21 protein-coding genes are annotated in these 21,068 nt (G+C 66.4%); 10 read left to right on the forward strand and 11 right to left on the reverse strand.

Features of this window, described 5'->3' with window-relative positions; translation table 11 throughout:
• The first annotated feature begins 242 nt into the window (after positions 1 to 242).
• Together ACIIOY_RS00005 and ACIIOY_RS00010 are read left to right on the forward strand one after the other, a co-directional pair.
• Positions 243 to 539, forward strand: coding sequence for a hypothetical protein (locus ACIIOY_RS00005; RefSeq protein ID WP_411032555.1), 297 nt, complete (start codon positions 243 to 245; stop codon positions 537 to 539).
• Between the two features lie 273 nt (positions 540 to 812).
• Positions 813 to 1,022, forward strand: a complete 210-nt coding sequence (locus tag ACIIOY_RS00010; RefSeq protein ID WP_411032556.1) for a cold-shock protein — start codon at positions 813 to 815, stop codon at positions 1,020 to 1,022.
• A 60-nt stretch (positions 1,023 to 1,082) separates the two neighbouring features.
• Here the strand turns inward: ACIIOY_RS00010 and ACIIOY_RS00015 are convergent, their stop codons facing one another.
• Positions 1,083 to 1,547, reverse strand: coding sequence for an Lrp/AsnC family transcriptional regulator (locus ACIIOY_RS00015; RefSeq protein ID WP_411032557.1), 465 nt, complete (start codon positions 1,545 to 1,547; stop codon positions 1,083 to 1,085).
• Between the two features lie 169 nt (positions 1,548 to 1,716).
• Here ACIIOY_RS00015 and ACIIOY_RS00020 point away from each other — a divergent pair, with 169 nt between their 5' ends.
• Complete coding sequence (locus ACIIOY_RS00020; RefSeq protein WP_411032558.1) at positions 1,717 to 2,430, forward strand: aspartate/glutamate racemase family protein; 714 nt, start codon at positions 1,717 to 1,719, stop codon at positions 2,428 to 2,430.
• Positions 2,431 to 2,436: 6 nt separating this feature from the next.
• On the opposite strand, the gene ACIIOY_RS00025 is transcribed toward ACIIOY_RS00020, so the two are convergent.
• Positions 2,437 to 3,681: an FAD-dependent oxidoreductase gene (locus tag ACIIOY_RS00025; protein ID WP_411032559.1), complete on the reverse strand. Its 1,245-nt coding sequence runs from the start codon at positions 3,679 to 3,681 to the stop codon at positions 2,437 to 2,439.
• 38 nt (positions 3,682 to 3,719) lie between these two features.
• Positions 3,720 to 4,127, reverse strand: a complete 408-nt coding sequence (locus tag ACIIOY_RS00030; protein WP_411032560.1) for a winged helix-turn-helix transcriptional regulator — start codon at positions 4,125 to 4,127, stop codon at positions 3,720 to 3,722.
• 144 nt (positions 4,128 to 4,271) lie between these two features.
• Between ACIIOY_RS00030 and ACIIOY_RS00035 the strand changes: the two genes are divergently transcribed.
• Positions 4,272 to 5,156: an SDR family oxidoreductase gene (locus ACIIOY_RS00035; RefSeq protein ID WP_411032561.1), complete on the forward strand. Its 885-nt coding sequence runs from the start codon at positions 4,272 to 4,274 to the stop codon at positions 5,154 to 5,156.
• Between the two features lie 42 nt (positions 5,157 to 5,198).
• Here the strand turns inward: ACIIOY_RS00035 and ACIIOY_RS00040 are convergent, their stop codons facing one another.
• Positions 5,199 to 5,951 (reverse strand): pyridoxine 5'-phosphate synthase, encoded by a 753-nt coding sequence (locus ACIIOY_RS00040; RefSeq protein WP_411032562.1) that lies wholly within the window; start codon positions 5,949 to 5,951, stop codon positions 5,199 to 5,201.
• Positions 5,952 to 6,197: 246 nt separating this feature from the next.
• Between ACIIOY_RS00040 and ACIIOY_RS00045 the strand changes: the two genes are divergently transcribed.
• Positions 6,198 to 7,292: a hypothetical protein gene (locus tag ACIIOY_RS00045; RefSeq protein WP_411032563.1), complete on the forward strand. Its 1,095-nt coding sequence runs from the start codon at positions 6,198 to 6,200 to the stop codon at positions 7,290 to 7,292.
• Positions 7,293 to 7,623: 331 nt separating this feature from the next.
• Positions 7,624 to 8,301, forward strand: coding sequence for a MerR family transcriptional regulator (locus ACIIOY_RS00050; RefSeq protein ID WP_411033030.1), 678 nt, complete (start codon positions 7,624 to 7,626; stop codon positions 8,299 to 8,301).
• A 72-nt stretch (positions 8,302 to 8,373) separates the two neighbouring features.
• Here ACIIOY_RS00050 and ACIIOY_RS00055 read toward each other — a convergent pair whose 3' ends face one another.
• The gene (locus ACIIOY_RS00055; RefSeq protein ID WP_411032564.1) at positions 8,374 to 9,501 is read right to left on the reverse strand and encodes an ATP-dependent DNA helicase; all 1,128 of its coding nucleotides are present in this window, start codon (positions 9,499 to 9,501) and stop codon (positions 8,374 to 8,376) included.
• Positions 9,502 to 9,649: 148 nt separating this feature from the next.
• Here ACIIOY_RS00055 and ACIIOY_RS00060 point away from each other — a divergent pair, with 148 nt between their 5' ends.
• Positions 9,650 to 10,741 carry an AbrB family transcriptional regulator gene (locus ACIIOY_RS00060; RefSeq protein ID WP_411032565.1) on the forward strand — a complete coding sequence of 364 codons (1,092 nt, stop codon included), beginning with the start codon at positions 9,650 to 9,652 and terminating at the stop codon, positions 10,739 to 10,741.
• Positions 10,742 to 10,787: 46 nt separating this feature from the next.
• On the opposite strand, the gene ACIIOY_RS00065 is transcribed toward ACIIOY_RS00060, so the two are convergent.
• On the reverse strand, positions 10,788 to 11,381 hold the full coding sequence (locus ACIIOY_RS00065; RefSeq protein ID WP_411032566.1) for a LysE family translocator: 594 nt from the start codon (positions 11,379 to 11,381) through the stop codon (positions 10,788 to 10,790).
• A gap of 126 nt (positions 11,382 to 11,507) precedes the next feature.
• Here ACIIOY_RS00065 and ACIIOY_RS00070 point away from each other — a divergent pair, with 126 nt between their 5' ends.
• Positions 11,508 to 12,353, forward strand: coding sequence for an aldo/keto reductase (locus ACIIOY_RS00070; protein ID WP_411032567.1), 846 nt, complete (start codon positions 11,508 to 11,510; stop codon positions 12,351 to 12,353).
• A gap of 63 nt (positions 12,354 to 12,416) precedes the next feature.
• Here ACIIOY_RS00070 and ilvN read toward each other — a convergent pair whose 3' ends face one another.
• Positions 12,417 to 12,989, reverse strand: a complete 573-nt coding sequence (gene ilvN / locus ACIIOY_RS00075) for an acetolactate synthase small subunit (protein ID WP_411032568.1) — start codon at positions 12,987 to 12,989, stop codon at positions 12,417 to 12,419.
• Between the two features lie 24 nt (positions 12,990 to 13,013).
• The gene (locus tag ACIIOY_RS00080; RefSeq protein WP_411032569.1) at positions 13,014 to 14,792 is read right to left on the reverse strand and encodes an acetolactate synthase 3 large subunit; all 1,779 of its coding nucleotides are present in this window, start codon (positions 14,790 to 14,792) and stop codon (positions 13,014 to 13,016) included.
• A gap of 406 nt (positions 14,793 to 15,198) precedes the next feature.
• On the opposite strand from ACIIOY_RS00080, the gene ACIIOY_RS00085 reads away from it, so the two are divergent.
• Entirely contained in the window at positions 15,199 to 17,202 is a 2,004-nt protein-coding gene (locus ACIIOY_RS00085) for an ATP-binding protein (protein WP_411033031.1), read from the forward strand.
• Positions 17,203 to 17,218: 16 nt separating this feature from the next.
• On the opposite strand, the gene miaA is transcribed toward ACIIOY_RS00085, so the two are convergent.
• Positions 17,219 to 18,163 carry a tRNA (adenosine(37)-N6)-dimethylallyltransferase MiaA gene (miaA, locus tag ACIIOY_RS00090; RefSeq protein ID WP_411032570.1) on the reverse strand — a complete coding sequence of 315 codons (945 nt, stop codon included), beginning with the start codon at positions 18,161 to 18,163 and terminating at the stop codon, positions 17,219 to 17,221.
• Here miaA and serB point away from each other — a divergent pair.
• Positions 18,162 to 19,055: a phosphoserine phosphatase SerB gene (gene serB, locus ACIIOY_RS00095; protein WP_411032571.1), complete on the forward strand. Its 894-nt coding sequence runs from the start codon at positions 18,162 to 18,164 to the stop codon at positions 19,053 to 19,055. The two genes, miaA and serB, sit on opposite strands and share 2 nt — an antisense overlap.
• A gap of 157 nt (positions 19,056 to 19,212) precedes the next feature.
• Here the strand turns inward: serB and ACIIOY_RS00100 are convergent, their stop codons facing one another.
• Together ACIIOY_RS00100 and ACIIOY_RS00105 are read right to left on the reverse strand one after the other, a co-directional pair.
• On the reverse strand, positions 19,213 to 20,742 hold the full coding sequence (locus ACIIOY_RS00100) for a DegQ family serine endoprotease (RefSeq protein ID WP_411032572.1): 1,530 nt from the start codon (positions 20,740 to 20,742) through the stop codon (positions 19,213 to 19,215).
• A gap of 127 nt (positions 20,743 to 20,869) precedes the next feature.
• Positions 20,870 to 21,058: a DUF2065 domain-containing protein gene (locus ACIIOY_RS00105; protein WP_411032573.1), complete on the reverse strand. Its 189-nt coding sequence runs from the start codon at positions 21,056 to 21,058 to the stop codon at positions 20,870 to 20,872.
• Positions 21,059 to 21,068 lie beyond the last annotated feature (10 nt).

Genomic DNA, 21,068 nt, shown 5'->3' on the forward strand with positions numbered 1-21,068 from the left:
CGCCTGCCTGCACCGGCCGGGATGCGCATCCCGGCCGGTGCATCCAGTAAACCACACTTCTTCCACACAAGCCCGAGGATGACGGCGCGGCTGGGGCGATGTTTGCCAGCTGCCTGAAGGCCCCGTTTCCGGGGCCTTTTTCGTGCGGAAGGCTTGTGTTACCGGCGTGACAACGCGGCCCGCGGAACCGTGGGACTATCCTGGCAGGAGCGAAGGAACGCTCTGCCAACACAGGAGAAACCATGCGTAAAATGATCCTTCTTTCCCTGGCCGCCGTCACCGTGGCCGGCTCGCTTGCCACCCCGACGCTCGCCCAGCAGGCCTCGCGCGGCCAAAGCAGCAGCGGCAGCGGCGGCCGCGGCGAGTATCAGGGAATCGAGCACAAGCCGGTCACCCATGTCAGAGCGAAGCGGTACCAACTCATCCAGGCCAAGGGCGGCGCCTACTGCTCGACCAACTGGCTCGTGCTGTTCGACGAGAACGGGCGGCGCACCAGGGTCCGCCACTGCGACGACCGTAACCACATCGACATCGATTGACGGTCCGGCGCTTTCGGGGAGCCCGGCATGCCGGGCTCCTCCGCTATCGCCCCTTCCACGGCAAGGCCGCCGGCGGCGTGCGAGCCTTCGCGAACCTGTCTCTTGACCCGTCGCGGCGAAGCACTTATTTCTGCCGCATCGAGATTTGAACGTTGTCTTCTGCGTTTGCGGGTTCCAGCCTGCAGCTCCACGAACTTCCCCTTCAAATTCGAACACCCATGGCCGCCCGAAAGCGGCCGACGATTGATTTGACGGCTCAGGAAAGGTTTCGTCATGGCAACTGGTACCGTAAAGTGGTTCAACACGACCAAGGGCTACGGCTTCATTCAGCAGGACAGCGGTGAACCGGACGTTTTCGTCCACGTCTCCGCCGTGCAGCGCGCCGGCCTCGCCGGTCTCAACGAAGGTCAGAAGGTCAGCTTCGAGCTGGTCCGTGACCGCAAGTCCGGCAAGATGTCGGCCGACCAGCTCTCCGCTGCGTAAGACGCCCGCACACGGCGCAAGACCTGAAAGGCCGGTTTCGACCGGCCTTTTTCATGCCCGCTATTCGGCGTGCTCGACCGGCAGCCGCGATCCGCTCTTCAGCACCTCCATGGAGATCGAGGCGGACACGTCGAAAAGTTCGACCCGGCGCACGATGCGCTTGTAGACGACGTCATAATGCTCGACCCGCGGCAGCACGATCTTCAGGATATAGTCGTAATTGCCCGTCAGGCGGTGCGCCTCGACGACCTCCGGAATATCGGCGATGGCTCGCGAGAACAGCCCGATCCAATCGTCGCTGTGGTGCGCGGTCTTGATGAGCGCGAAGACCGTCGTCGGCACCCCCATCTTCTCCCGGTCGAGCAGCGCCACCCTTCCCGCGATGTGCCCGCTCTCCTCCAGCCTCTGGATGCGGCGGGCGCAGGCCGAAAGCGATAGGTTCACCTTCTCCGCCAGGGCCGAGACGGGCGCGCCCGCATCCTCCTGCAACAGCGCCAGCAACTTCCTGTCTCTTTCATCCAGCACGCTCGGATTCTCCATAAGCTTTCTCAGTTGCGCGAATTCAGCGCGCAAAATCTAAAAACCGCAAGAAAAAACGCCATACAATTCCCATCCCGGCCGAAACTTTGCGAACAATCGCCGCCGTGCCCGCTGCATCCTTCCTCCTATCCAAACCACCAGCGGGGAGACGACCATGAAGACGATCGGCCTTATCGGCGGCATGAGCTTCGAGAGCACGGCGGTCTACTACCGGATGATCAACGAGGCGGTGCGCGCGCGGCGGGGCGGGCTGCATTCGGCGGACGTGCTCGTCCATTCGGTCGATTTCCAGTCGATCGTCGAGCTTCAGAAGGCGGGCCGCTGGGATGCCGCCGGCGAACGGCTCGGCGCGGTCGCCGCAGGGCTCGAACGAGCCGGCGCCGAATGCGTGCTGATCTGCACCAACACGATGCACCTCGTCGCCGATGCGGTACAGGCCGCCGTCAAGGCGCCGCTTCTCAACATCATCGACGAGACCGCGCGCGAAATTCTCGCAGCCGGCAGGCGCCGCCCGTTGCTGCTCGCCACCCGCTACACGATGGAGCACGGCTTCTACGCAGCACGCATGAAGCAGGCCGGCCTCGACGTGACGGTGCCGGACGAGGCCGGCCGCATGCTGATCCACGACGTCATCTTCAACGAGCTCTGCCAGGGCAAGGTGCTCGACGGTTCGCGCGAGCGCGTGCTCGCCATGATCGAGGCGGCCCGCGCGCAGGGCGCCGACTGCGTCATCCTCGGCTGCACGGAGATCTGCCTGCTGCTCGATCCCGACGCCCTGCCGCTGCCGGGCTTCGACTCCACCGCCATCCACGCCAGGGCCGCGGTCGACTTCGCGCTCGGCCGGACCGTCGCGAGCAAGGCCGCCTGACCTTCGTCAGGCCTCCTTCAGCGCCGCATCCAGCCAGCGGCATTCCCTGAGGCCGGCCCGCGTGAACGGGTCGGCGAGCGTGCCGGAGACGATGGCGGCAAGGACCTGCGGGGCGGGCGGAATTTTCGCGACGGTGGCGACGAGCCTGTCGCGCAGCCAGGCGATCGACCGCGAATCCGACTGGTAGAACGGCGTGAAGACGTACGAGAGCAGCTGGAACAGCCTGACATGGCTGCGCCGTGCGGCCGCGTAGGCGGCCAAAGCCTCCTCCACCGAACTTGCCGATGAAAGGGCATGCGCCAGCGCCGCGGCATCGAGCAGCGCCATGTTCGCTCCCTGCCCGAGCTGCGGACTGGTGGAATGGGCGCTGTCGCCGACGAAGACGATGCCGTCCGCATAGGGCGGCAGCGCGGTGCGGTGAGCGTAGCGCGCGAGCGTCAGTTGCTCCCAGTCCGTGATCTGCTCGAGGAACGGCGCCGTCTGCGGCCAATAACCGACGATGCCGGCCTTCCAGCGCGCAAGCCCTTCCCGCTTCACCGCCTCCGCATCCGCCGTCTTGAGGCTCCAGAAGAAGGCGGCCTTGCGCCCCTCGCCCGGATGCGCCCGACCGACCGGCAATATGCCGATCATGACTTTCGCGGCATCATACCGTTGGGTGAGCGCCCGCGGGTCGTGGTCGATGCCGTCGCAATCGAGCGTCGCCCAGAAGGCCCCCCACGGCAATTCCCTCACCTTCGGCGCGACGACGGAGGCAGCGGCGAGCTGCGAGCGCGCGCCCGTCGCGTCGACCACCAGGTCGTAGTCGCCCACGATCCCGCCGTCCGGGTCGTGCAGGGCCGTGCGGGACTGCCGGGTCTCCGCCTTGGCGAGCGTGATGCCGGTGCGGATCGGAATTTTCTCCGCCGCCACCGCATCGTGCAGCGTCGAGAAGAGCGCCGCGCGGTGCACGGCCAGCCCGTAGCGCCCGCCGGCCAGCGCGTCGTAGCGGACATCGAGCACGGTCCGGCCGCTGCCGGCATCGGCGCCGTGCAGCCGGTCGATGCGATTGCCGAGCGCATGGATGGCGCAGGAAAGGCCGAGGGCGTCGAGCACGGTGAGCCCGGTCGGCTGCATCAGCAATCCGGAACCGACCGGCGACGGGCGCTCGAAGCGCTCGATGAGTTCGACCCGATGGCCGGCGCGCGCAAGAAAAAGCGCCGTTGCAAGCCCCGCGGGCCCTGCGCCGGCAATGCCGATATCCAGTGGCTTCATACCCCTTCCCCGATGCGGCCCGGTCGATATTTCGAGCGTCAGTCCTGTTCCGCGTCATAGGCCGCGCGGGCGGCCCTTATCGCGACGTGGTTCTCCTTAGACCACTGCACGAGGGATCTGAGAAGCGCAAGAAAGGACCGGCCGAGCGGCGTCAGTTCGTATTCGACGCTCGGCGGCTGGGTGGGATAGACGGTACGGGTGAGATAGCCGTCGCGCTGCAGGTCCCGCAAGGTCTGGGTCAGCATGCGCTGCGAAATGTCCGGGATGAACCGGCGGAGCTGCGAGAAGCGCCGCGGCCCGTCGGCAAGGCCGAGTATCATCAGCGACGTCCACTTGCCGCCGACGCTGTCCAGCACGTCGCGCACCGGGCAATCGTCCATCGACATGGGCACGCCGTCGATGAGGATGACGCGTTCCCCCTGGGCGCGCTCCACGATCCTGTTCATAGCCGGTTCCCTCCAGGTAACCACCGCAGGAAAACCTGCCTCCTTTACAGGCTCTAGCAGATTACCAGATAAGAGCAAGTCTCCATAAGAGACCAGGTTGCAGCAGGATCGGCGCCTCCGCCCGCCTGCCAGAAAGGGAAAGACATGACCGACACGCTTCTCGTCACCGGCGCCTCCGGCCAGCTCGGCCGCCTCGTGCTCGATGCCCTCCTCGCCGCCGGCAAGGCACCGGCCAGCATCATCGCCACCACCCGCGACACGTCCAAGCTCGCCGACTATGCCGCCAAGGGCGTCGTCGTGCGCACCGCGGACTTCGACGATCCGGCCTCGCTCGACGCCGCCTTTGCCGGCGCCGCCAAGGTCCTGATCATCTCCACCGACGCGCTCGACGAGCCGGGCAGGCGCCTCGCCCAGCACAAGGCCGCCGTCGCCGCCGCCGGCAAGGCCGGCGCGAAGCACATCCTCTACACCTCCATGCCGCAGCCGGACGATTCGCTCGTCACCTTCGCGCCCGATCATCTCGGCACGGAGGAAGCCATCAAGGCGACCGGCATCCCCTACACCATCCTGCGCGACGGCTGGTATGCGGAAAACCTCTTCATGTCGCTGCCGCACGCGCTTGAGACCGGCTCCTGGTACACCTCCGCCGGTGACGGCAAGGTCGCGCACATCACCCGCGCCGATACCGCGGCGGCCGTCGCCGGCGCCGCGCTGAAGGCCGGCGACGAGAGCAGGACCTATACGCTGACCGGCCCGGAGAGCCGCACGGCCGAGGAAATCGCCGCCGTCGTCTCCGCCGCGACCGGCAGGCCGCTCAAGGTGGTGCATGTGTCGGACGCCCAGCTCGCCGAAGGCCTGAAGGCCGCCGGCCTGCCGGAAGCCTTCATCCCGACCATCGTCTCCTTCGACGCCAACACGCGCGAAGGCAAGGTCGCGATGGTCACAGGCGACGCCGAAACGCTGTCGGGCCGCAGGCCGACCTCCCTCGAGGATTTCGTCGCCGCCAACAAGGCGGCGCTCCTCGGCTGATGGAAATGCGATGCGGCGCTCCCATGGGGCGCCGCACGACCGTCAGACATCCTGGCCGCAGGCGCGGCAGAAGCGGCGGACGGTTTCCGCCATGCCGTATTCCAATGCATCCGCCGTCAGGCCGTGGCCGATCGACACTTCCGCAAGGCGCGGAATACGGGCGACCAGCGCCGGCAGGTTGGCGACCGTCAGGTCGTGGCCGGCATTGACGTCGAGGCCGAGATCGAGCGCGATGTCCGCCGTCTGTCCGAGCAGTTCGACGATGCGCGCGGCCTCGGCCGGATCGTCGTGGCAGCCGCCGTAGGGTCCGGTATAAAGCTCGATCCGGTCCGCGCCGACCTCCCTTGCGATCGTCAGCGCCTCGCGGTCCGGATCGCCGTCGGCAAAGAGCGAGACGCGCAGGCCCAGCTTCTTCAGCCGGCCGACGATATTGCCGAGCAGGTTATGGTTCTTGCGGAAGTCCCAGCCGTGGTCGGACGTCGCCTGCGAGGGATCGTCCGGCACCAGCGTCACCTGCTCGGGGCGGTGCTCCTCGACGAGGCGCATGAAACTCTCTTCCGGAAAGCCCTCGATGTTGAATTCCGAGCCGGCGAACTCGCCGTCGATGAGCGCGCGGATCGGCGCGAGGTCGCTGAAGCGCACATGGCGCTGGTCCGGCCGGGGATGCACGGTGAGCCCGCCGGCGCCCGCCTGGAGCGCGATCCGGCCGAGGCCGACGACGCTCGGCCAGGGCAGGTCGCGGCGGTTGCGCAGCATGGCGATGGCGTTGAGATTGACCGACAGCTTCGCAGGCATGACGTCGCGGACTCCTAGTTGCGGGATCAACGTCTAGCCTGTTGTTTCCACAAGGGCAATCGCCGCGAAAGCCGCGCCGGCCGGCCTTGCGGGAGAATTGCCGGCCATGGCCGGCTTGACCCTTGCCGATAATCAAGAATCATCGATAAACTCCCCTCTGGTTTGGGGATGGCGCGCTTCGCCGCGCCTCGGCATGGGAACGGAAGGACATCAGGCAGCGACGATGGTCTCCTCTATGGCGGCACCATGAGCAGGACCGACAGACCGGCGTGCGAGCTCGTGCGGCGTGCCCTCGATGCCGTGATCGCCAGCGACACCTTTGCCCGTTCCGAGCGGCTGCGCTCGTTCCTTTCCTACATCGTCGAGAACGAACTTTCCGGCAAGGCGGCCCATCTGAAGGGCTACAGCATCGGCATCGACGTCTTCGGCCGGCCGCCCGGCTTCGACGCCGGCAACGATCCGCTGGTGCGCGTCCAGGCCGGCAAGCTGCGCAAGCTGCTGGAGCAGTACTACGAGACGGAAGGCGCTTCGGACCGGCTGCGCATCCGCGTGCCCCTCGGCAGTTACGTCCCGGAATACAGCCTCGTCGGCAAGGCGCCGGAAACCGCTGAGGGCGCCGCTCCGGCCGCGTCTCAGCGTGCCGCCCGGCACAAGCCGAAGCCGCGCCGGCCCTGGCTTCCCGCTCCGGTTTCTTCGCCTCTTGCGCTCTTCTCGCTGCTGCCGCTGTTCTTCCTCACCCCTTCCGTCTATCCGGAACCGACCGATGCGGCCGTGGCCAAGGCGCAGTTCATGCTTTCCGTCGAGGACAAGCTGTCGGGCCGGATGCAGGCCCTGCCGCACCTTTATATCCTGCAATGCTGGCCGGCCGGGGGCGATTGCAACGCGCTTGCCCGTGCCATCACGGATTCTGCCGGCTACCACAAGACCGTGCGCCTCACCGGCGCGCGCGAGACGGGCGTGCCGCATCCGCTCGCCTATGCGATCCGCGTCGAAAACCGCCGGGACGGCGGCGGCGTCTATGCCCGGCTGATCCACGAGCAGTCCGGCACGACGATCTACACCCGCCACTTCTCCCGCGAGCAGCTGCGCAGCCAAGCCGGCGTCGCCTACGAGGCCGTGAGCTTTGCCGCGCGCACCCTTGCGGCAAACGGACCGCTCTACCGCCATGCGATACGCACGGGCGCCGCCAGCGGCATCATGGAATGCCTTGCGCGGGAGGAGCAGGTGTCGTCTCGCGGCCTGCCCGATCCGGCACGGAAGGCCGCCTGCCCCGCGCAAGCACCGGCGGCGCTCGCCGAGGCCGCGGGATCGGACCAAGCGGGCACGCCGCTGCTACGGTAAGGCGGCGGCGACGCCGTACAACCGGCCGGAGAAAATACATCCCTAGATGTCGCGATATGCATATCCATGCCGAAAGCTTATCTTGGGAGAATGGGCGGACTGGTAATGTTTACCGCTCGGGCCGCAAACCGATACGATCACCACGCACGAGTATCGAATGGCTGCGGCATCGTCGCATGCGTCTCGCCGGCATTGCACGGGCCGGAAGGACATATGCGATGAAGGGGCACTATGCGCCGTCTGGACATCCAGCCTTATACAGGGATGGTCTCGTGCCGGCGACCGGGGGTAAACACATGACCGTTCTTTCTTTTCGCAGACCGCTTTCATGATGACCAATGAGTCGAAGAAGGCCGAGGGCCGCGCGGCCGCACGCAAATCCATCCGCTTCCTGCCCGTGGCGCCGCTGCCGGAAAACCTGCCCGAAGGACGCCTTGCCATCGCGGACATGGCGAACGCCTTCGGCGTGACGCACCGCACGCTGCATTTCTACGAGGAGAAGGGCCTGCTGACCGCGGCCCGCGTCGGCCCGATGCGCGTCTACGGGCCGGCGGAAATCCAGCAGATGGCCGTGGTCAACACCTGCCGCGAGACGGGCATGCCCGTCGCCGTGATCCAGGAGCTGCTGGAACAGCTTTCCGCCGCCGAAAGCCAGGAAGAGGCCGATGCCGTCTTCCGCATGGCCATGACCGCGCGGAAAAGGGAGCTCGCCGCCCAGCAATCGACGATCCGCCGGCAGATGCAGCAGATCAACGAGCTGCTGGACTTCACCGCCGCGCACGAGATCGAGACGAACGACAACACGCCGCAGGCCCACCTGACGCCGCTGGAACTGCGCTGCCTCGCGCTGATGGCGGAAGGCTACCCGACGAGCCGCATCGCCCGCGCGCTCGAGGTCGAGCCCGGCGAGGTGCAGGTGATGGAGAAGAACATCATCGCCAAGTTCAACAGCAACAACCGTTTCCAGGCCGTCGCCAAGGCGGTCATGCTCGGGATCGTCGGTCACTGAGGGCGATCAAGCGGCCGGCATGATGGCCGTGCTTCCGGCAAGAGCGTGCCGTGGCCTGGCGTATGCTCCAGGCTACCGCACGACGGTCAGCGTTTCCGCGGCGCGTGTGATGGCGGTGTAGAGCCAGCGTTCGCGCGTGTCACGGAAAGCGAAACTTTCATCGAACAGCACCACATTGTTCCACTGCGAACCCTGCGCCTTGTGCACGGTCAGCGCATAGCCGAAGTCGAACTCGTCGTAGCGCTTGCGCGTCGACCAGGGGATTTCCTCTTCCAGGTTCTCGAAGGCGGCCTTGAGCAGCTTGATCTTGGCTGCGCCGCGATCCATGTCGTCGTCCTCCGGCCGGATCATCAGGTTGATGCCGGGCTTCACGGTTTCCTTGGACGAGCTCATCACCTGCCAGAGCGAGCCGTTGAGCAGGCCCTTGGCCGGGTCGTTGCGCAGGCACACCAGCTTGTCGCCGGACTGCGGGTAGTCCGTGGTGAACCCCTTCAGCTCGCGGAGCCGCTGGTTGTAGCGCCGGCGCGTGCGGTTAGTGCCGACGAGCACCTGGTCGGCATCGAGCACGAGCGTCTGGTCGACCTCGCTGCGGCCGATGACGCGGGCGGCCCCGTAGTCGCCATAGGCGATGTCGCCGCCTTCGCGCACCTGCATGGCGAGCTGGATGATCGGATTGTCGCGCGCCTGGCGGTGGATTTCCGTCAGCAGGTAGTCCGGCTCCTGGTTGGTGAAGTAGCCACCGCCGGAAACGGGCGGCAGCTGGCCCGGATCGCCGAGCACGAGGATCGGCGTGCCGAAGCTCATCAGGTCCCTGCCCAGCGCCTCATCGACCATCGAGCATTCGTCGACGACGACGAGCGCGGCCTTTGCGACCGGGCTCTGGCGGTTGATGGAGAACATCGGCGAGATCGAGGTCTTTCCGGTTTCCTCGTCCGCCACCTCCTCCTCGCCGCGCGGGCGATAGATCAGCGAATGGATCGTCCTTGCGTTGGTCGCCCCCTTCGAGCGCAGCACCTGCGCCGCCTTGCCCGTGAAGGCGGCGAACAGCACCTCGCCGTCGACATGCTCGGCGAAATGGCGCGCGAGCGTCGTCTTGCCGGTGCCGGCATAGCCGAACAGCCGGAACAGCGGTTGGTGCCCATCCTTCAGCCACCGCGAGACGGCCTTCAGCGCTTCGTCCTGTTGGGGTGCGAATTCCATGCTTGGACTTGGCAGGATTCGCAGCCGCGAGGCAAGGGGCGGAGCGCCGAGTTCACAAGACCGCGAAGGAATCGCCTACCCCCTGATTTGGCCCTGTTCCACGGCGCCTTGTCGCTGTATGCAGGGCTTAACCTTCCGGAGCGTTGATTTGTCCCCCGCCTCCCCTCGCCCGAACGGCAGCCCGAACACACCGACCGGCGCCGGCAGATTGCCGGCCTGGCTGCAATGGTGCCTTGTCGGCTGCCTGTCGGTCATCGCCACCGTGCCGCTCGAGGTCGCGGGGTTTCCGGCCGCTCTCCTCATGGGGCCGATGCTCGCCGGCATCGTGGTGGCGCTCGGCGGCGGCTCGATTCGCCTGCCGCGCGTCTTCTTCTTCGTCGTGCAGGTCGTGCTGGCGCTGATGATCGCGACCATGGTGTCGCAGGATTTCGTCGCCACCTTCTTCAGGAACTGGCCGCTGATGCTCCTCGTCGTGCTCTCCGTCATCGGCGTCAGCACGCTTTCCGGCTGGATGATCGCCCGCACCGGCATCCTGCCCGGCACGACGGCGATCTGGGGCTCGTCGGCAGGGGCGGCCTCGACCATGATGCTGATGGCGGAGGCCTATGGCGCGGACGCCCGCCTCGTCGCCTTCATGCAATACCTGCGGGTCGTCTTCGTCGCCAGCTTCGCGACGCTCGTCGCCCATTTCGGCGGCCATGACGGCGCGGCGGTTCCGCCCCATGCCTGGTTCGAGCCCGTGCCGCCGTTGCCGCTCGCCGCCATGCTGGCAGTCGGCATCCTCGCCGGCGTCATCGGTCAGAAGCTGCGCATCCCGGCCGGCGCCTTCCTCGTCCCCTTCGCCATCGCCTCGGTGCTGAATTCGTCCGGCGCGGTCACTGTCGAGCTGCCGCAGTGGCTGCTCGTCATCGCCTTCGCCCTGCTCGGCTGGAACATCGGCCTCGGCTTCACCCGCGCCATCCTCCTGCATGCGCGCCGCGCCCTGCTGCCGACCGTCGTGTCGATCATCGCGCTGATCAGCTTTTCGGGCTTGCTCGCCGGCCTGCTGATCCTCGTCCTCGGCGTCGATCCGCTGACCGCCTATCTGTCGACCAGCCCGGGCGGCCTCGATTCCATCGCCGTCATCGCCGCCACCAGCAACGTCGACATCGCCTTCGTCATGACGCTGCAAACGGCGCGGCTTATCCTCGTCACCCTCATCGGCCCCTGGCTCGCCCGCTTCGTCGCCGATCGCGCCTGATCCGGCGCGGCGTCCGCTTGCGAAGCAGGGCGCTTCCTCCGGCTTTTCAGCGCAGCATCGGCCAGAGGCTTGCGACCAGCAGCAGCGCCATCGTGATGTTGAACCATTTCAGCCGCACCGGATCGGAAAGCCACTGGCGCAGCGCCGAGCCGAAGCCGGCCCAGGTCGAGACGCTGGGGAAGTTGACGATCGCGAAGGCGATGCCGACGATCAGCACGCTCAGCGTGTAGTTCTGCGCATTGGTATAGGTCGCCATGGCCGAGACGGCCATGACCCAGGCCTTCGGGTTCACCCACTGGAAGGCAGCCGCTTCAAGGAAGCTCATCGGCCGCGCGCCGGCCCTGCCTTCGCCGAGGCTGCGCGAGGTGCCGATCTTCCAGGCGATCCACAGGAGATAGGCGCCGCCCGCGAACTTCAGCGCCGTATAGAGCAGCGGCACGGTCTCCAGCAGCGCGCCGAGCCCGAAGCCGACGGCGAGCAGCAGCACGAGAAAGCCGACGCCGATGCCGCACATATGCGGAATGGTGCGCACGAAACCGAAGTTCACGCCCGAGGCGAAGAGCATCATGTTGTTCGGGCCGGGGGTGATGGAGGTCGTGAAGGCGAAGACGAGCAACGCCAGAAAGATTTCGATCTGCATGGCAGACTCTTCATGGATCCGGATTGTTTTTTCCGATTGATAATCCATCTCTTTGCAACGACCAGCCAATTCTTGTCATGCAGACAATTCCGGTCGGGAATGCATGGCGTTGCGATGGAGTGCAGCATGAAAGCGGAGCTACCGGCAGTCACCCTTCCCGGCGGACGGCAGGTGCCGGCCCTGGGCCTCGGCACCTGGCACATGGGCGAAAGCCGGGCGAGGACGGCCGGGGAAGTCGCAAGCCTCCGCGCCGGGCTCGATCTCGGCATGACGGTGATCGACACGGCGGAAATGTATGCCGACGGCGGCGCGGAAACGGTGGTCGGCGAAGCGATCGAAGGGCGCCGCGACGAGGTGTTCCTCGTCAGCAAGGTGCTTCCCCACAATGCCAGCCGCGCCGGCACGATCGCCGCCTGCGAGGCGAGCCTGAAGCGCCTTCGCACCGACCATATCGAACTTTACCTCCTGCACTGGCGAGGCCGCCATCCGCTCGCCGAGACCGTCGAGGCTTTCGAGGCGCTGAAGGCCGAGGGCAAGATCGGCGCCTGGGGCGTTTCCAATTTCGACGAAGCCGACATGAAGGAACTGCTCGGCGTCGCCGAGCCGGCGCGCCCCGCCGCCAACCAGGTCCTCTACAACCTCGCCCGGCGCGGCATAGAGTTCGATCTGCTGCGCTGGAGCCAGGTGCAGGGCATCCCGATCATGGCCTATTCGCCGCTCGACGAGGGCCGCCTGATCGGCCATCCGGCGCTGGAGGAGATCGGCCGCATCCACAATGCGAGCAGCGCGCAGGTCGCGCTGGCCTTCCTGCTCACCAAGGCAGGCGTCATCGCCATCCCGAAATCCGGTTCGCCGGAACGCGTGCGCGAAAATGTCCGCGCCTCCGAAATCCGCCTGACCTCGGAAGACCTCCGTCTGCTCGACGAGGCCTTCCCGCCGCCGACCCGCAAGCGGCCGCTGGAGATGATTTAAGAATGGGGAAAAGGCTGATTCCCCACCGCCTTCATCCCCTGGAAAAAGAGGAGCTGCTGCCCCTCACATTCCCTGCGGGCCGCGGTTCATCGCGGCTATGCCCGTACGACACACCTCGATGAGGCCGAGCGGCTTCATGATCGCGACGAACTGGTCGACCTTGGAGGACTTTCCGGTGATCTCGAAGATGAAGTGATCGGTGGTCGCATCGACGACCTTGGCGTGGAAGGCGTCCGCAAGGCGCAGCGTTTCCGCGCGCATCTCGCCGGAACCCGCGATCTTCACCAGCGCCACCTCGCGCTCGATCGGACGCTCCTGTCCCATGACCTTGGCGCGCACGGTGAGGTCGACGACCCGGTGGACCGGCACGATGCGCTCGAGCTGCGACTTGATCTGCTCCAGGACCCCCGGCGTGCCGCGCGTGACGATGGTGATGCGCGAAAGGTGCGCCTCGTGCTCGGTCTCCGAGACCGTGAGGCTTTCGATGTTGTAGCCGCGGCCGGAGAAGAGGCCGATGACGCGGGCAAGGACGCCGGGCTCGTTGTCGACGAGCACGGAGAGCGTATGGCTCTCCGCGACCTGGGTTTCCTTGGCGATGAAATAGGCGGAGCCCGTGGGCTGAAGGTGTGCGTTCATTATCGTTCTCTTTCCTTACGCAATTCAAACGAGCTGGCGGCCCTTGGCGTCGATCGCGTTGGCGACCGCTTCGTCCGTGGCCTCGTCGGGCAGCAGCATTTCGTTATGCGCCTTGCCGGACGGGATCATCGGGAAGCAGTTCGCAAGGTTGGCGACGCGGCAATCGAAGATGACCGGGCGCTTGACGCCGATCATCTCCTGGATGGCCGCATCGAGGTCCGAAGGCTTGTCGCAGGCGATGCCGACGCCGCCATAGGCTTCCGCGAGCTTCACGAAGTCCGGCATCGCTTCCGTGTAGGAATTCGACAGCCGGTTGCCGTGCAGGAGCTGCTGCCACTGGCGCACCATGCCCATGTACTGGTTGTTCAGGATGAAGATCTTGACCGGCAGGTTATACTGCACGGCGCAGCTCATCTCCTGGATGCACATCTGGATCGAGGCGTCGCCGGCGATGTCGATGACGAGGCTGTCGCGGTGCGCGACCTGCACGCCGATCGCCGCCGGGAAGCCGTAGCCCATGGTGCCGAGGCCGCCCGAGGTCATCCAGCGGTTCGGCTGCTCGAAGCCGTAGAACTGCGCGGCCCACATCTGGTGCTGGCCGACTTCCGTCGTGATATAGGTGTCGCGGTCCTTGGTCAGCTCGTAGAGGCGCTGGATCGCATATTGCGGCATGATCACGTCGTCGCTCGCCTTGTAGGCGAAGGAGTTGCGCGCGCGCCACCTGGCGATGGAGGCCCACCATTCGGCATGGACAGCCTTGTCGTAGTCCTTCGCGCCGGCCCGCCACAGGCGGACCATGTCCTCCAGCACGTTGCCGACGTCGCCGAGGATCGGAACGTCGACGCGGACGTTCTTGTTGATCGAGGACGGGTCGATGTCGATGTGGATCTTCTTCGAGTTCGGCGAGAAGGCATTGAGGCGGCCGGTGATGCGGTCGTCGAAGCGCGCGCCGACGCAGATCATGACGTCGCAGTCGTGCATCGCCATGTTCGCCTCGTAGGAACCGTGCATGCCAAGCATGCCCAGCCAGTTCTTGCCGGAGGCCGGGTAGGCGCCGAGCCCCATCAGCGTCGAGGTGATGGGGAAGCCGGTGATCTCGACCAGCTCGCGCAGCAGGCGCGAGGCCTCCGGGCCGGAGTTCACGACGCCGCCGCCGGAATAGATGATCGGGCGGCGGGCCGACTTCATCAAGCTGACGGCGGCCGCGATCTGATTGGCGTCGCCTTGCAGCTTCGGCTGGTAGCTCTTCTGGATCGGCGCTGCGGACGGCGGCGTATAGGTGCCGGTCGCGAACTGGACGTCCTTCGGAATGTCGACGACGACCGGGCCCGGACGGCCGGACTGCGCGATGCGGAAGGCTTCGTGGATGATGCGGGCGAGGTCGTTGACGTCCTTGACCAGCCAGTTGTGCTTGGTGCAGGGCCGCGTGATGCCGACCGTGTCGCACTCCTGGAAGGCATCCGATCCGATGAGCGTGGTCGGGACCTGGCCGGTGAGGCAGACGAGCGGAATGGAATCCATCAGGGCGTCCTGCAGCGGCGTGACGGCGTTCGTCGCGCCCGGGCCGGAGGTCACCAGCATGACGCCGACCTTGCCGGTGGAGCGGGCATAGCCTTCGGCCATGTGGCCGGCGCCCTGCTCGTGGCGCACGAGGATGTGCTCGATGTCGTCCTGCTGGAAGATCTCGTCATAGATCGGCAGGACGGCACCGCCCGGATAGCCGAAGATATGTTTCACGCCGTTGTCCTTCAGGGCCTGAATGACAATTTCGGCGCCCGTCATCTGGTTTTCTGTTCCGCTCATCGGATGTTTCCGTCCGTCTCTTTCGTATTTCGGGGGTGATTATCGAATTCCAGGGCATAAAAAAAGGCCCCTGGAGGAGCCTGCTTACCGCGCATGGGTGCTTTCGCCGGGTGGTTACACCACCCTGCCCATGCGCCTTCCCACCACAAGAATGATAGCCGTCAGATTTTTCATGGGGCGGATTGTTAGCTCCAAAGCATACGCACGTCAACGCCTTTCCGGATGTTCCGGAACGGCACGGCTCTCCAAGAACGCGGCCGGGGGGCGCCTTGCGGCCGCCTCAACCCGAAACGTCTTATTAAGCGGCAATCGCTAAGGTCGCGGTTGATGGCAAGGAGTGCCGTGATTGCTGAACAATGATTTCCAGAGCCCGATAGCGGCCGGCGAGCAGGATCGCCGGGACGGGATGGCGGCCGGGAACCGGCTGCTCGGCCGTGTCGTCGCATGCAACGGTTCGCGCGCCACCATCAGCGCCGTCGCCGAAGGCGGCCAGACGGCGCTCACCGAGCTGTGGGCCGTCGGCCGCCTCATCTCAATCTCCGTCGGCCGCAACCGCATCGTCGCGCTCGTCTATTCCATGTCGACCGACCAGCACAACTGGGCGGAGAACGGGGACACGGTCTTCCGTATCGAGGTCGAGCTGTTGGGCGAGGTGCGTGTCGGCGCGGACGGCCGCGAGGAGTTTTCCGCCGGCATCACCGACTATCCCTATCTGGGTGCCATCGCCCACCGCATCCGCGCCTCCGACCTTGCAAAGGTCTACGATACCGGCAAGAACGACGTCTGCGTCATCGGCAAGCTGGCGCAGGACGAAAGCCTCGACGCGACCATCCACGTCCCGTCCATGCTGGAGAAGCATTTTGCCATCGTCGGCACCACGGGCGTCGGCAAATCCACCTCCGTGACGCTGCTCCTGCACAAGGCGATCCAGTCCGATCCCAGCCTGCGCGTGCTGATCCTCGACCCGCATAACGAATTCGCCTCCGCCTTCGGCGATCTTGCGGTCGTCATCGACACCGATACGCTCGAACTGCCCTTCTGGCTGTTCAGGCTGGAGGAATTCGCGGAAGTCGTCTTCCGCGGCCGTCCGCCGGTCCCGGAGGAAATGGACATCCTGCGCGACCTCATCCCGGAAGCCAAGCGCGCCTTCCGCGGATCGAGCGAAAGTGGCCTGATGCGGCGCACGAGCGAAAAGAGCTCGGTCACGGCCGATACGCCCGTTCCCTTCCGCATCGCCGACCTTCTGGCGCTCGTGGACGAGCGCATAGGGCGCCTTGAAGGCCGGGCGGAAAAGCCGCACCTGCGCTCGCTCAAGGTCAAGATCATGTCGGCGATCAACGACCCGCGCTACCACTTCATGTTCTCCTCGAACACGATCACCGACACGATCCTCGACACGATCGCCCGCATCTTCCGCATTCCGGGGGAAGGCAGGCCCGTGACCACCTTCCAGCTTGCCGGCATTCCCTCGGAAGTGGTGAACTCCGTCGCCTCCGTGCTCTGCCGCATGGCCTTCGAAATCGGCCTGTGGAGCAACGGCGGCGTGCACATGCTGGTCGTCTGCGAGGAGGCGCACCGCTATGTGCCGGCCGACCCCAAGCTCGGCTTCATGCCGACGCGCCAGGCCATCGCCCGCATCGCCAAGGAAGGCCGCAAGTACGGCGTCTCGCTCGGCATCATCACGCAGCGGCCGGGCGAGCTCGATCCGACGATCCTGTCGCAGTGCTCGACGATCTTCGCCATGCGCCTTGCCAACGAGCACGACCAGGAGATCATCCGCTCGGCGATCCCGAACTCCTCGACGTCCACGACGAGTTTCATCTCGTCGATCGGCAATGGCGAGGCCATCGCCTTTGGCGAGGCCGTGGCGGTGCCGATGCGCATGCGCTTCTCCCGCGTCGAGGCGAACCGCCTGCCGAAGGCGAACGGCACGGGCATCAGGGCCAGCGACAACACCCCGCAAAGCGTCGATCTGCGCTCCATCGTCGCGCGCATGCGCGCGGTCTCCGGGCCGGACATTTCCGGCTTCCAGAATTCCTACCTCGCCGCGCAGGGCCAGAGCGCCCCGCTTCCGACCGGCTACGAGGACGCGCCCTACGAGGACGAGGAAGACTATATCGATACGCTCCGGAACGAGCCCCCTGCCCGCCCGGCCGCTCCGCCGGTGCCCGAGCCCTACCGGCCCGACATGCTGCCCGGCGCGGGCGGCATGTACGAACAGTCGGCGCAGGAGCGCTTCGAGGCCATCCGCCGCGAGCTCACCGCCGAGCAGCAGCGTCCCGCGGCCGATCCCTACCGCCAGCCCATGCGCCCCGCCGCGGCCTTCGGCGAGCAGCAGGAGCCGCGCCGCGAGGGCTCGATCCGCGACCAGCTTCTCAAGAAGCCGCTCAGCAGCCTGATCCGGCGATGATGATGAGCACAGGCACCTAGAAAAATTCCGGTGAGCCGGACCTCGCCGGATTTCCTCCGGAAGCGAGCGGATCGACCCGCCGCCAGCTCTCGTCGAGCTGGTTGCGGAACCAGGTCATCTGGCGCTTTGCATATTGCCGCGTCGCGGCCGCGCCGCGCTCGACGACCTCCGCCTTGCTCATCCCGCCGGCAAGCATGGCCGCGATCTGCGGCACGCCGATCGCCTTCATCGCGGGCATGGCGGGAGAGAGGTCGAGGGCCAGAAGCGCCCTTACCTCCTCCACGGCCCCGGACTCCAGCATCTCCGCGAAGCGCCGATCGATCCGGGCGGCAAGCACGGCGCGGTCCGGCAAGACGACGATCTTTTCCGCCCGTCCGGGATCGATCAGCGCCTGCCCTGCCGTCGCCTGGAAGGCGGAAATGGACCGCCCCGTCGTTTCCAGCACCTCGAGCGCGCGCACGATGCGCTGGCCGTCGCCCGGCATCAGGCGTGCCGCCACATCCGGATCCCGCCCGGCAAGCTCCCGGTGCAGGGCCTCGGCGCCCTCGGCGGCAAGCCGGGCGCGCATCCGCTCCCGGACATCGTCGGGAATCGCGGGCATGTCCGAAAGCCCCCCCGTCAGCGCGCGAAAATAAAGGCCCGTGCCGCCGACGAAGACGGGCAGCTTCTTACGCCAGCGCAGCTCCGCCACCACATCCGCCGCCTCGCGCAGCCAATCGCCGGTGGAATAGGCGGAAGCCGCCGGCACATGGCCATAGAGGCGGTGCTCGATGCCGCCCATGTCCTCAGGCTGCGGCCGGGCGGTCAGGACGTTCAGCGTGTCGTAGACCTGCATGCTGTCGGCATTGACCACCACGCCGCCGTGCGCGGCCGCCAGCCGCACCGCGAGCGCGGACTTGCCGCTCGCCGTCGGGCCCGTTATCAGGATCGCGTCCCGCTTTCGATCAAGGTTTCTCATCATGGCTTTCGTTGCCACGCTTGTCGCCAATCCGTCAAATCCCGTCCTGACGCCCGCCATCGCGGAGAAAGCGGCAGAAGCCGTCAGGGCCTCCGGCCTCTACTGGCTGGCCGACGGCATCGCCTGCGACATCGCGCTGCGCGACGGCAGCGACATCCACGCGGCACGCGACACGATCCTCGCCGTCATCGGCGGCCAGCCGATCGACCTTGCCGTGCAGGAGGCCGAGACACGGCGCAAGAAGCTGCTGATCGCCGACATGGATTCCACCATGATCGGGCAGGAATGCATCGACGAGCTTGCCGCCGAGGTCGGCCTCAAGGACAAGGTCGCGGCTATTACCGCCCGCGCCATGAACGGCGAGATCGCCTTCGAGCCGGCCCTTCGCGAGCGGGTCGCGCTCTTGAAGGGGCTGCCGGTCTCCGTCATCGACGAGGTCATCGAAAAGCGCATCACGGTGACGCCCGGCGGCAGGGAGCTGATCGCCACGATGAAGGCGAAGGGCTACTACACCGCGCTCGTCTCCGGCGGCTTCACCGTCTTCACCAGCCGCATCGCCGCCACGCTCGGCTTTGACGAGAACCGCGCCAACATCCTTCTCGACGCCGACGGCAAGCTCACCGGCGAGGTGGCCGAGCCGATCCTCGGCAAGCAGGCCAAGGTGGATGCCCTCATCGACATTTCCGAGCGCCTCGGCATTTCGCCGCAGGACGCCATGGCGGTCGGCGACGGCGCGAACGACCTCGGCATGCTGCACCTTTCCGGAGCGGGCGTCGCGCTGCACGCCAAGCCCGCCGTCGCGGCGGAAGCCAAGATCCGCATCGACCACGGCGACCTCACCGCCCTGCTCTACCTGCAGGGCTACCGCAAGTCCGACTTCGTGATCCCGGCTTGAACGACGAGCCCTCATCGGGCCCTCCGGCCAGGGGGAAAGACCGGAAGACGCACGAGGGGCCACCGAGCTGGCATAACGCGGTTGAAGCGAAACCCCAGCGGCCTGAATCTTTTTCTCGATTGCCGCCGCCAAGCGCCTGACGGGACTCGGCTTTCCGTCAGTCGATGCGCACGGTGATGTAGCGTAGCGCCCCGGTGCGGTTGGCGATCATCATGAGCGCGTTGCGGCGATCCTCCGATTTCAGCTTGTCGATGCGGCTCTTCACTTCGTCCGCCGTCGTCACCGCCTCCTGGCCGATCTCGACGATCACGTCGCCCGGCACGACACCGCGTTCGGCCGCGGCCGTTTCCGGCGCGACCTCGGTGATGACCACGCCCTTGACGCTTTCGGCGATCTCGAAGGTCCTCCGCGCTTCCTCGTCAAGGTCGCTGATCGCCATGCCGAGGACCATGTCCGCCTTGGTCTGCTCGGGCTGGGCGCCGGTCTCGGGCGTGGCGCCCTCCCCGGTGGTGCCCTCGTCCTGCGTCACCTCCTCTTCGGCCTCCGCCTGCTTCTCGCCGTCCTCGAGGCGGCCGAGCGTGACCTTGACGGTCATCTCCTTGCCGCCGCGCAGCAGCACGACGTCGACCGCCTTGCCCACCGGGCTTTCGGCGACGACGCGCGGCAGGTCGCGCATCTCGTCGACATCCTTGCCGTCGAAGCGGGTGATGACGTCGCCCGTCATGATCGAGCCGTTGTCGACCGGCCCGCCCTTGATGATGCCGGCGACGAGCGCGCCCTTGGCCTCGCTCATGCCGAGGCTTTCGGCGATGTCGTCGGTGACCGGCTGGATGCGCACGCCGAGCCAGCCGCGGCGCGTCTCGCCGAAATCGCGCAGCTGCAGGAAGATGTTCTGCGCCAGCTCCGTCGGCACGGAAAAGCCGATGCCGATCGAACCGCCGGAAGGCGAGATGATCGCCGTGTTGATGCCGATGACCTCCCCCTTCATGTTGAAGAGCGGGCCGCCGGAATTGCCGCGGTTGATGGCGGCGTCCGTCTGGATGAAATTATCGTAGGGGCCGGCATTGATGTTGCGGCCGCGTGCCGAGATGATGCCCACCGTCACCGACCCGCCGAGGCCGAACGGATTGCCGATCGCCATCACCCAGTCGCCGATGCGCATCGTGCGGGAATCGCCGAAGGGCACGGCCTTCAGTGGCGCCTTCGGCTCCACCTTCAGGAGCGCGAGGTCCGTCTTCGGGTCGGTGCCGACCAGCTTCGCCTTCAGCTTCGAGCCGTTGGCGAAGTTCACCTCGATGTCGTCCGCGCCCTCGATGACATGGTTGTTCGTGGCGATGAACCCCGAGGGATCGATGACGAAGCCGGAACCGAGCGAGTTGACGGTCTGCGGCTGGTTCGAGCCTTCGCCGCCCTCGCCCTTGAAGAACTCGTCGAAGAAATCCTGGAAGGGCGAGCCCTCCGGCACCTGCGGAATGGGCGCCTTGTCGTCGCTCTTCACGTTCTGCGAGGTGGAGATGTTCACCACCGCGTCGAGCAGGCCCTCGGCAAGGTCTGCGACCGATTCCGGACCGGCCGGCTTCACCTGGGCTGCCGCCGGAACGGCGAGCGGTCCCCCCGCGATCAGCGGAAAACCCACCGCGACCGAAAGCGCCGCACGGGCTACGCTGGACCTCATCTTCAAAGCCATGTTCGGCATCCTCTTTATCCTGGCTGTCGTGGCGAGTGTTTGCCCCGGATACGGCAAAAATCAGTCAGCCACGTCCAAATTGACGTGAAGTCTTGCCCGTCTTCGCGGCCGGCCGCAAGAGCCGGGCTCACGCGCCGCGGATGAACCACACCATCAGCACGCCGAGGGCGACGGCAACGAGCCCCGAGGCGCGCAGCTGGCTTTCCGGAATCTGCGGCAGCATTTCCGCCATGCGCTTCAAAACCGAAGGGGCCAGTGCGTACACCAGCCCCTCGATGATCAGGAAGAACGCGATCCCCGTCAGGAAATCGGACACGGAAGCGTTC

The organism is Shinella agrisoli (genome assembly GCF_046557955.1).
GTDB lineage: Bacteria > Pseudomonadota > Alphaproteobacteria > Rhizobiales > Rhizobiaceae > Shinella.

Excerpts from the sequence above, each read along its gene's own strand:
- ACIIOY_RS00055 (WP_411032564.1), bottom strand. The coding sequence starts at position 9,501 with ATGGAATTCGCACCCCAACAGGACGAAGCGCTGAAGGCCGTCTCGCGG.
- ACIIOY_RS00020 (WP_411032558.1), top strand. The coding sequence starts at position 1,717 with ATGAAGACGATCGGCCTTATCGGCGGCATGAGCTTCGAGAGCACGGCG.
- ilvN (WP_411032568.1), bottom strand. The coding sequence starts at position 12,989 with ATGAACGCACACCTTCAGCCCACGGGCTCCGCCTATTTCATCGCCAAG.
- ACIIOY_RS00040 (WP_411032562.1), bottom strand. The coding sequence starts at position 5,951 with ATGCCTGCGAAGCTGTCGGTCAATCTCAACGCCATCGCCATGCTGCGC.
- ACIIOY_RS00045 (WP_411032563.1), top strand. The coding sequence starts at position 6,198 with ATGAGCAGGACCGACAGACCGGCGTGCGAGCTCGTGCGGCGTGCCCTC.
- ACIIOY_RS00050 (WP_411033030.1), top strand. The coding sequence starts at position 7,624 with ATGACCAATGAGTCGAAGAAGGCCGAGGGCCGCGCGGCCGCACGCAAA.
- miaA (WP_411032570.1), bottom strand. The coding sequence starts at position 18,163 with ATGATGAGAAACCTTGATCGAAAGCGGGACGCGATCCTGATAACGGGC.
- ACIIOY_RS00005 (WP_411032555.1), top strand. The coding sequence starts at position 243 with ATGCGTAAAATGATCCTTCTTTCCCTGGCCGCCGTCACCGTGGCCGGC.
- ACIIOY_RS00035 (WP_411032561.1), top strand. The coding sequence starts at position 4,272 with ATGACCGACACGCTTCTCGTCACCGGCGCCTCCGGCCAGCTCGGCCGC.
- ACIIOY_RS00080 (WP_411032569.1), bottom strand. The coding sequence starts at position 14,792 with ATGAGCGGAACAGAAAACCAGATGACGGGCGCCGAAATTGTCATTCAG.
- ACIIOY_RS00065 (WP_411032566.1), bottom strand. The coding sequence starts at position 11,381 with ATGCAGATCGAAATCTTTCTGGCGTTGCTCGTCTTCGCCTTCACGACC.
- ACIIOY_RS00025 (WP_411032559.1), bottom strand. The coding sequence starts at position 3,681 with ATGAAGCCACTGGATATCGGCATTGCCGGCGCAGGGCCCGCGGGGCTT.
- ACIIOY_RS00085 (WP_411033031.1), top strand. The coding sequence starts at position 15,199 with ATGGCGGCCGGGAACCGGCTGCTCGGCCGTGTCGTCGCATGCAACGGT.
- serB (WP_411032571.1), top strand. The coding sequence starts at position 18,162 with ATGGCTTTCGTTGCCACGCTTGTCGCCAATCCGTCAAATCCCGTCCTG.
- ACIIOY_RS00070 (WP_411032567.1), top strand. The coding sequence starts at position 11,508 with ATGAAAGCGGAGCTACCGGCAGTCACCCTTCCCGGCGGACGGCAGGTG.
- ACIIOY_RS00030 (WP_411032560.1), bottom strand. The coding sequence starts at position 4,127 with ATGAACAGGATCGTGGAGCGCGCCCAGGGGGAACGCGTCATCCTCATC.
- ACIIOY_RS00010 (WP_411032556.1), top strand. The coding sequence starts at position 813 with ATGGCAACTGGTACCGTAAAGTGGTTCAACACGACCAAGGGCTACGGC.
- ACIIOY_RS00100 (WP_411032572.1), bottom strand. The coding sequence starts at position 20,742 with ATGGCTTTGAAGATGAGGTCCAGCGTAGCCCGTGCGGCGCTTTCGGTC.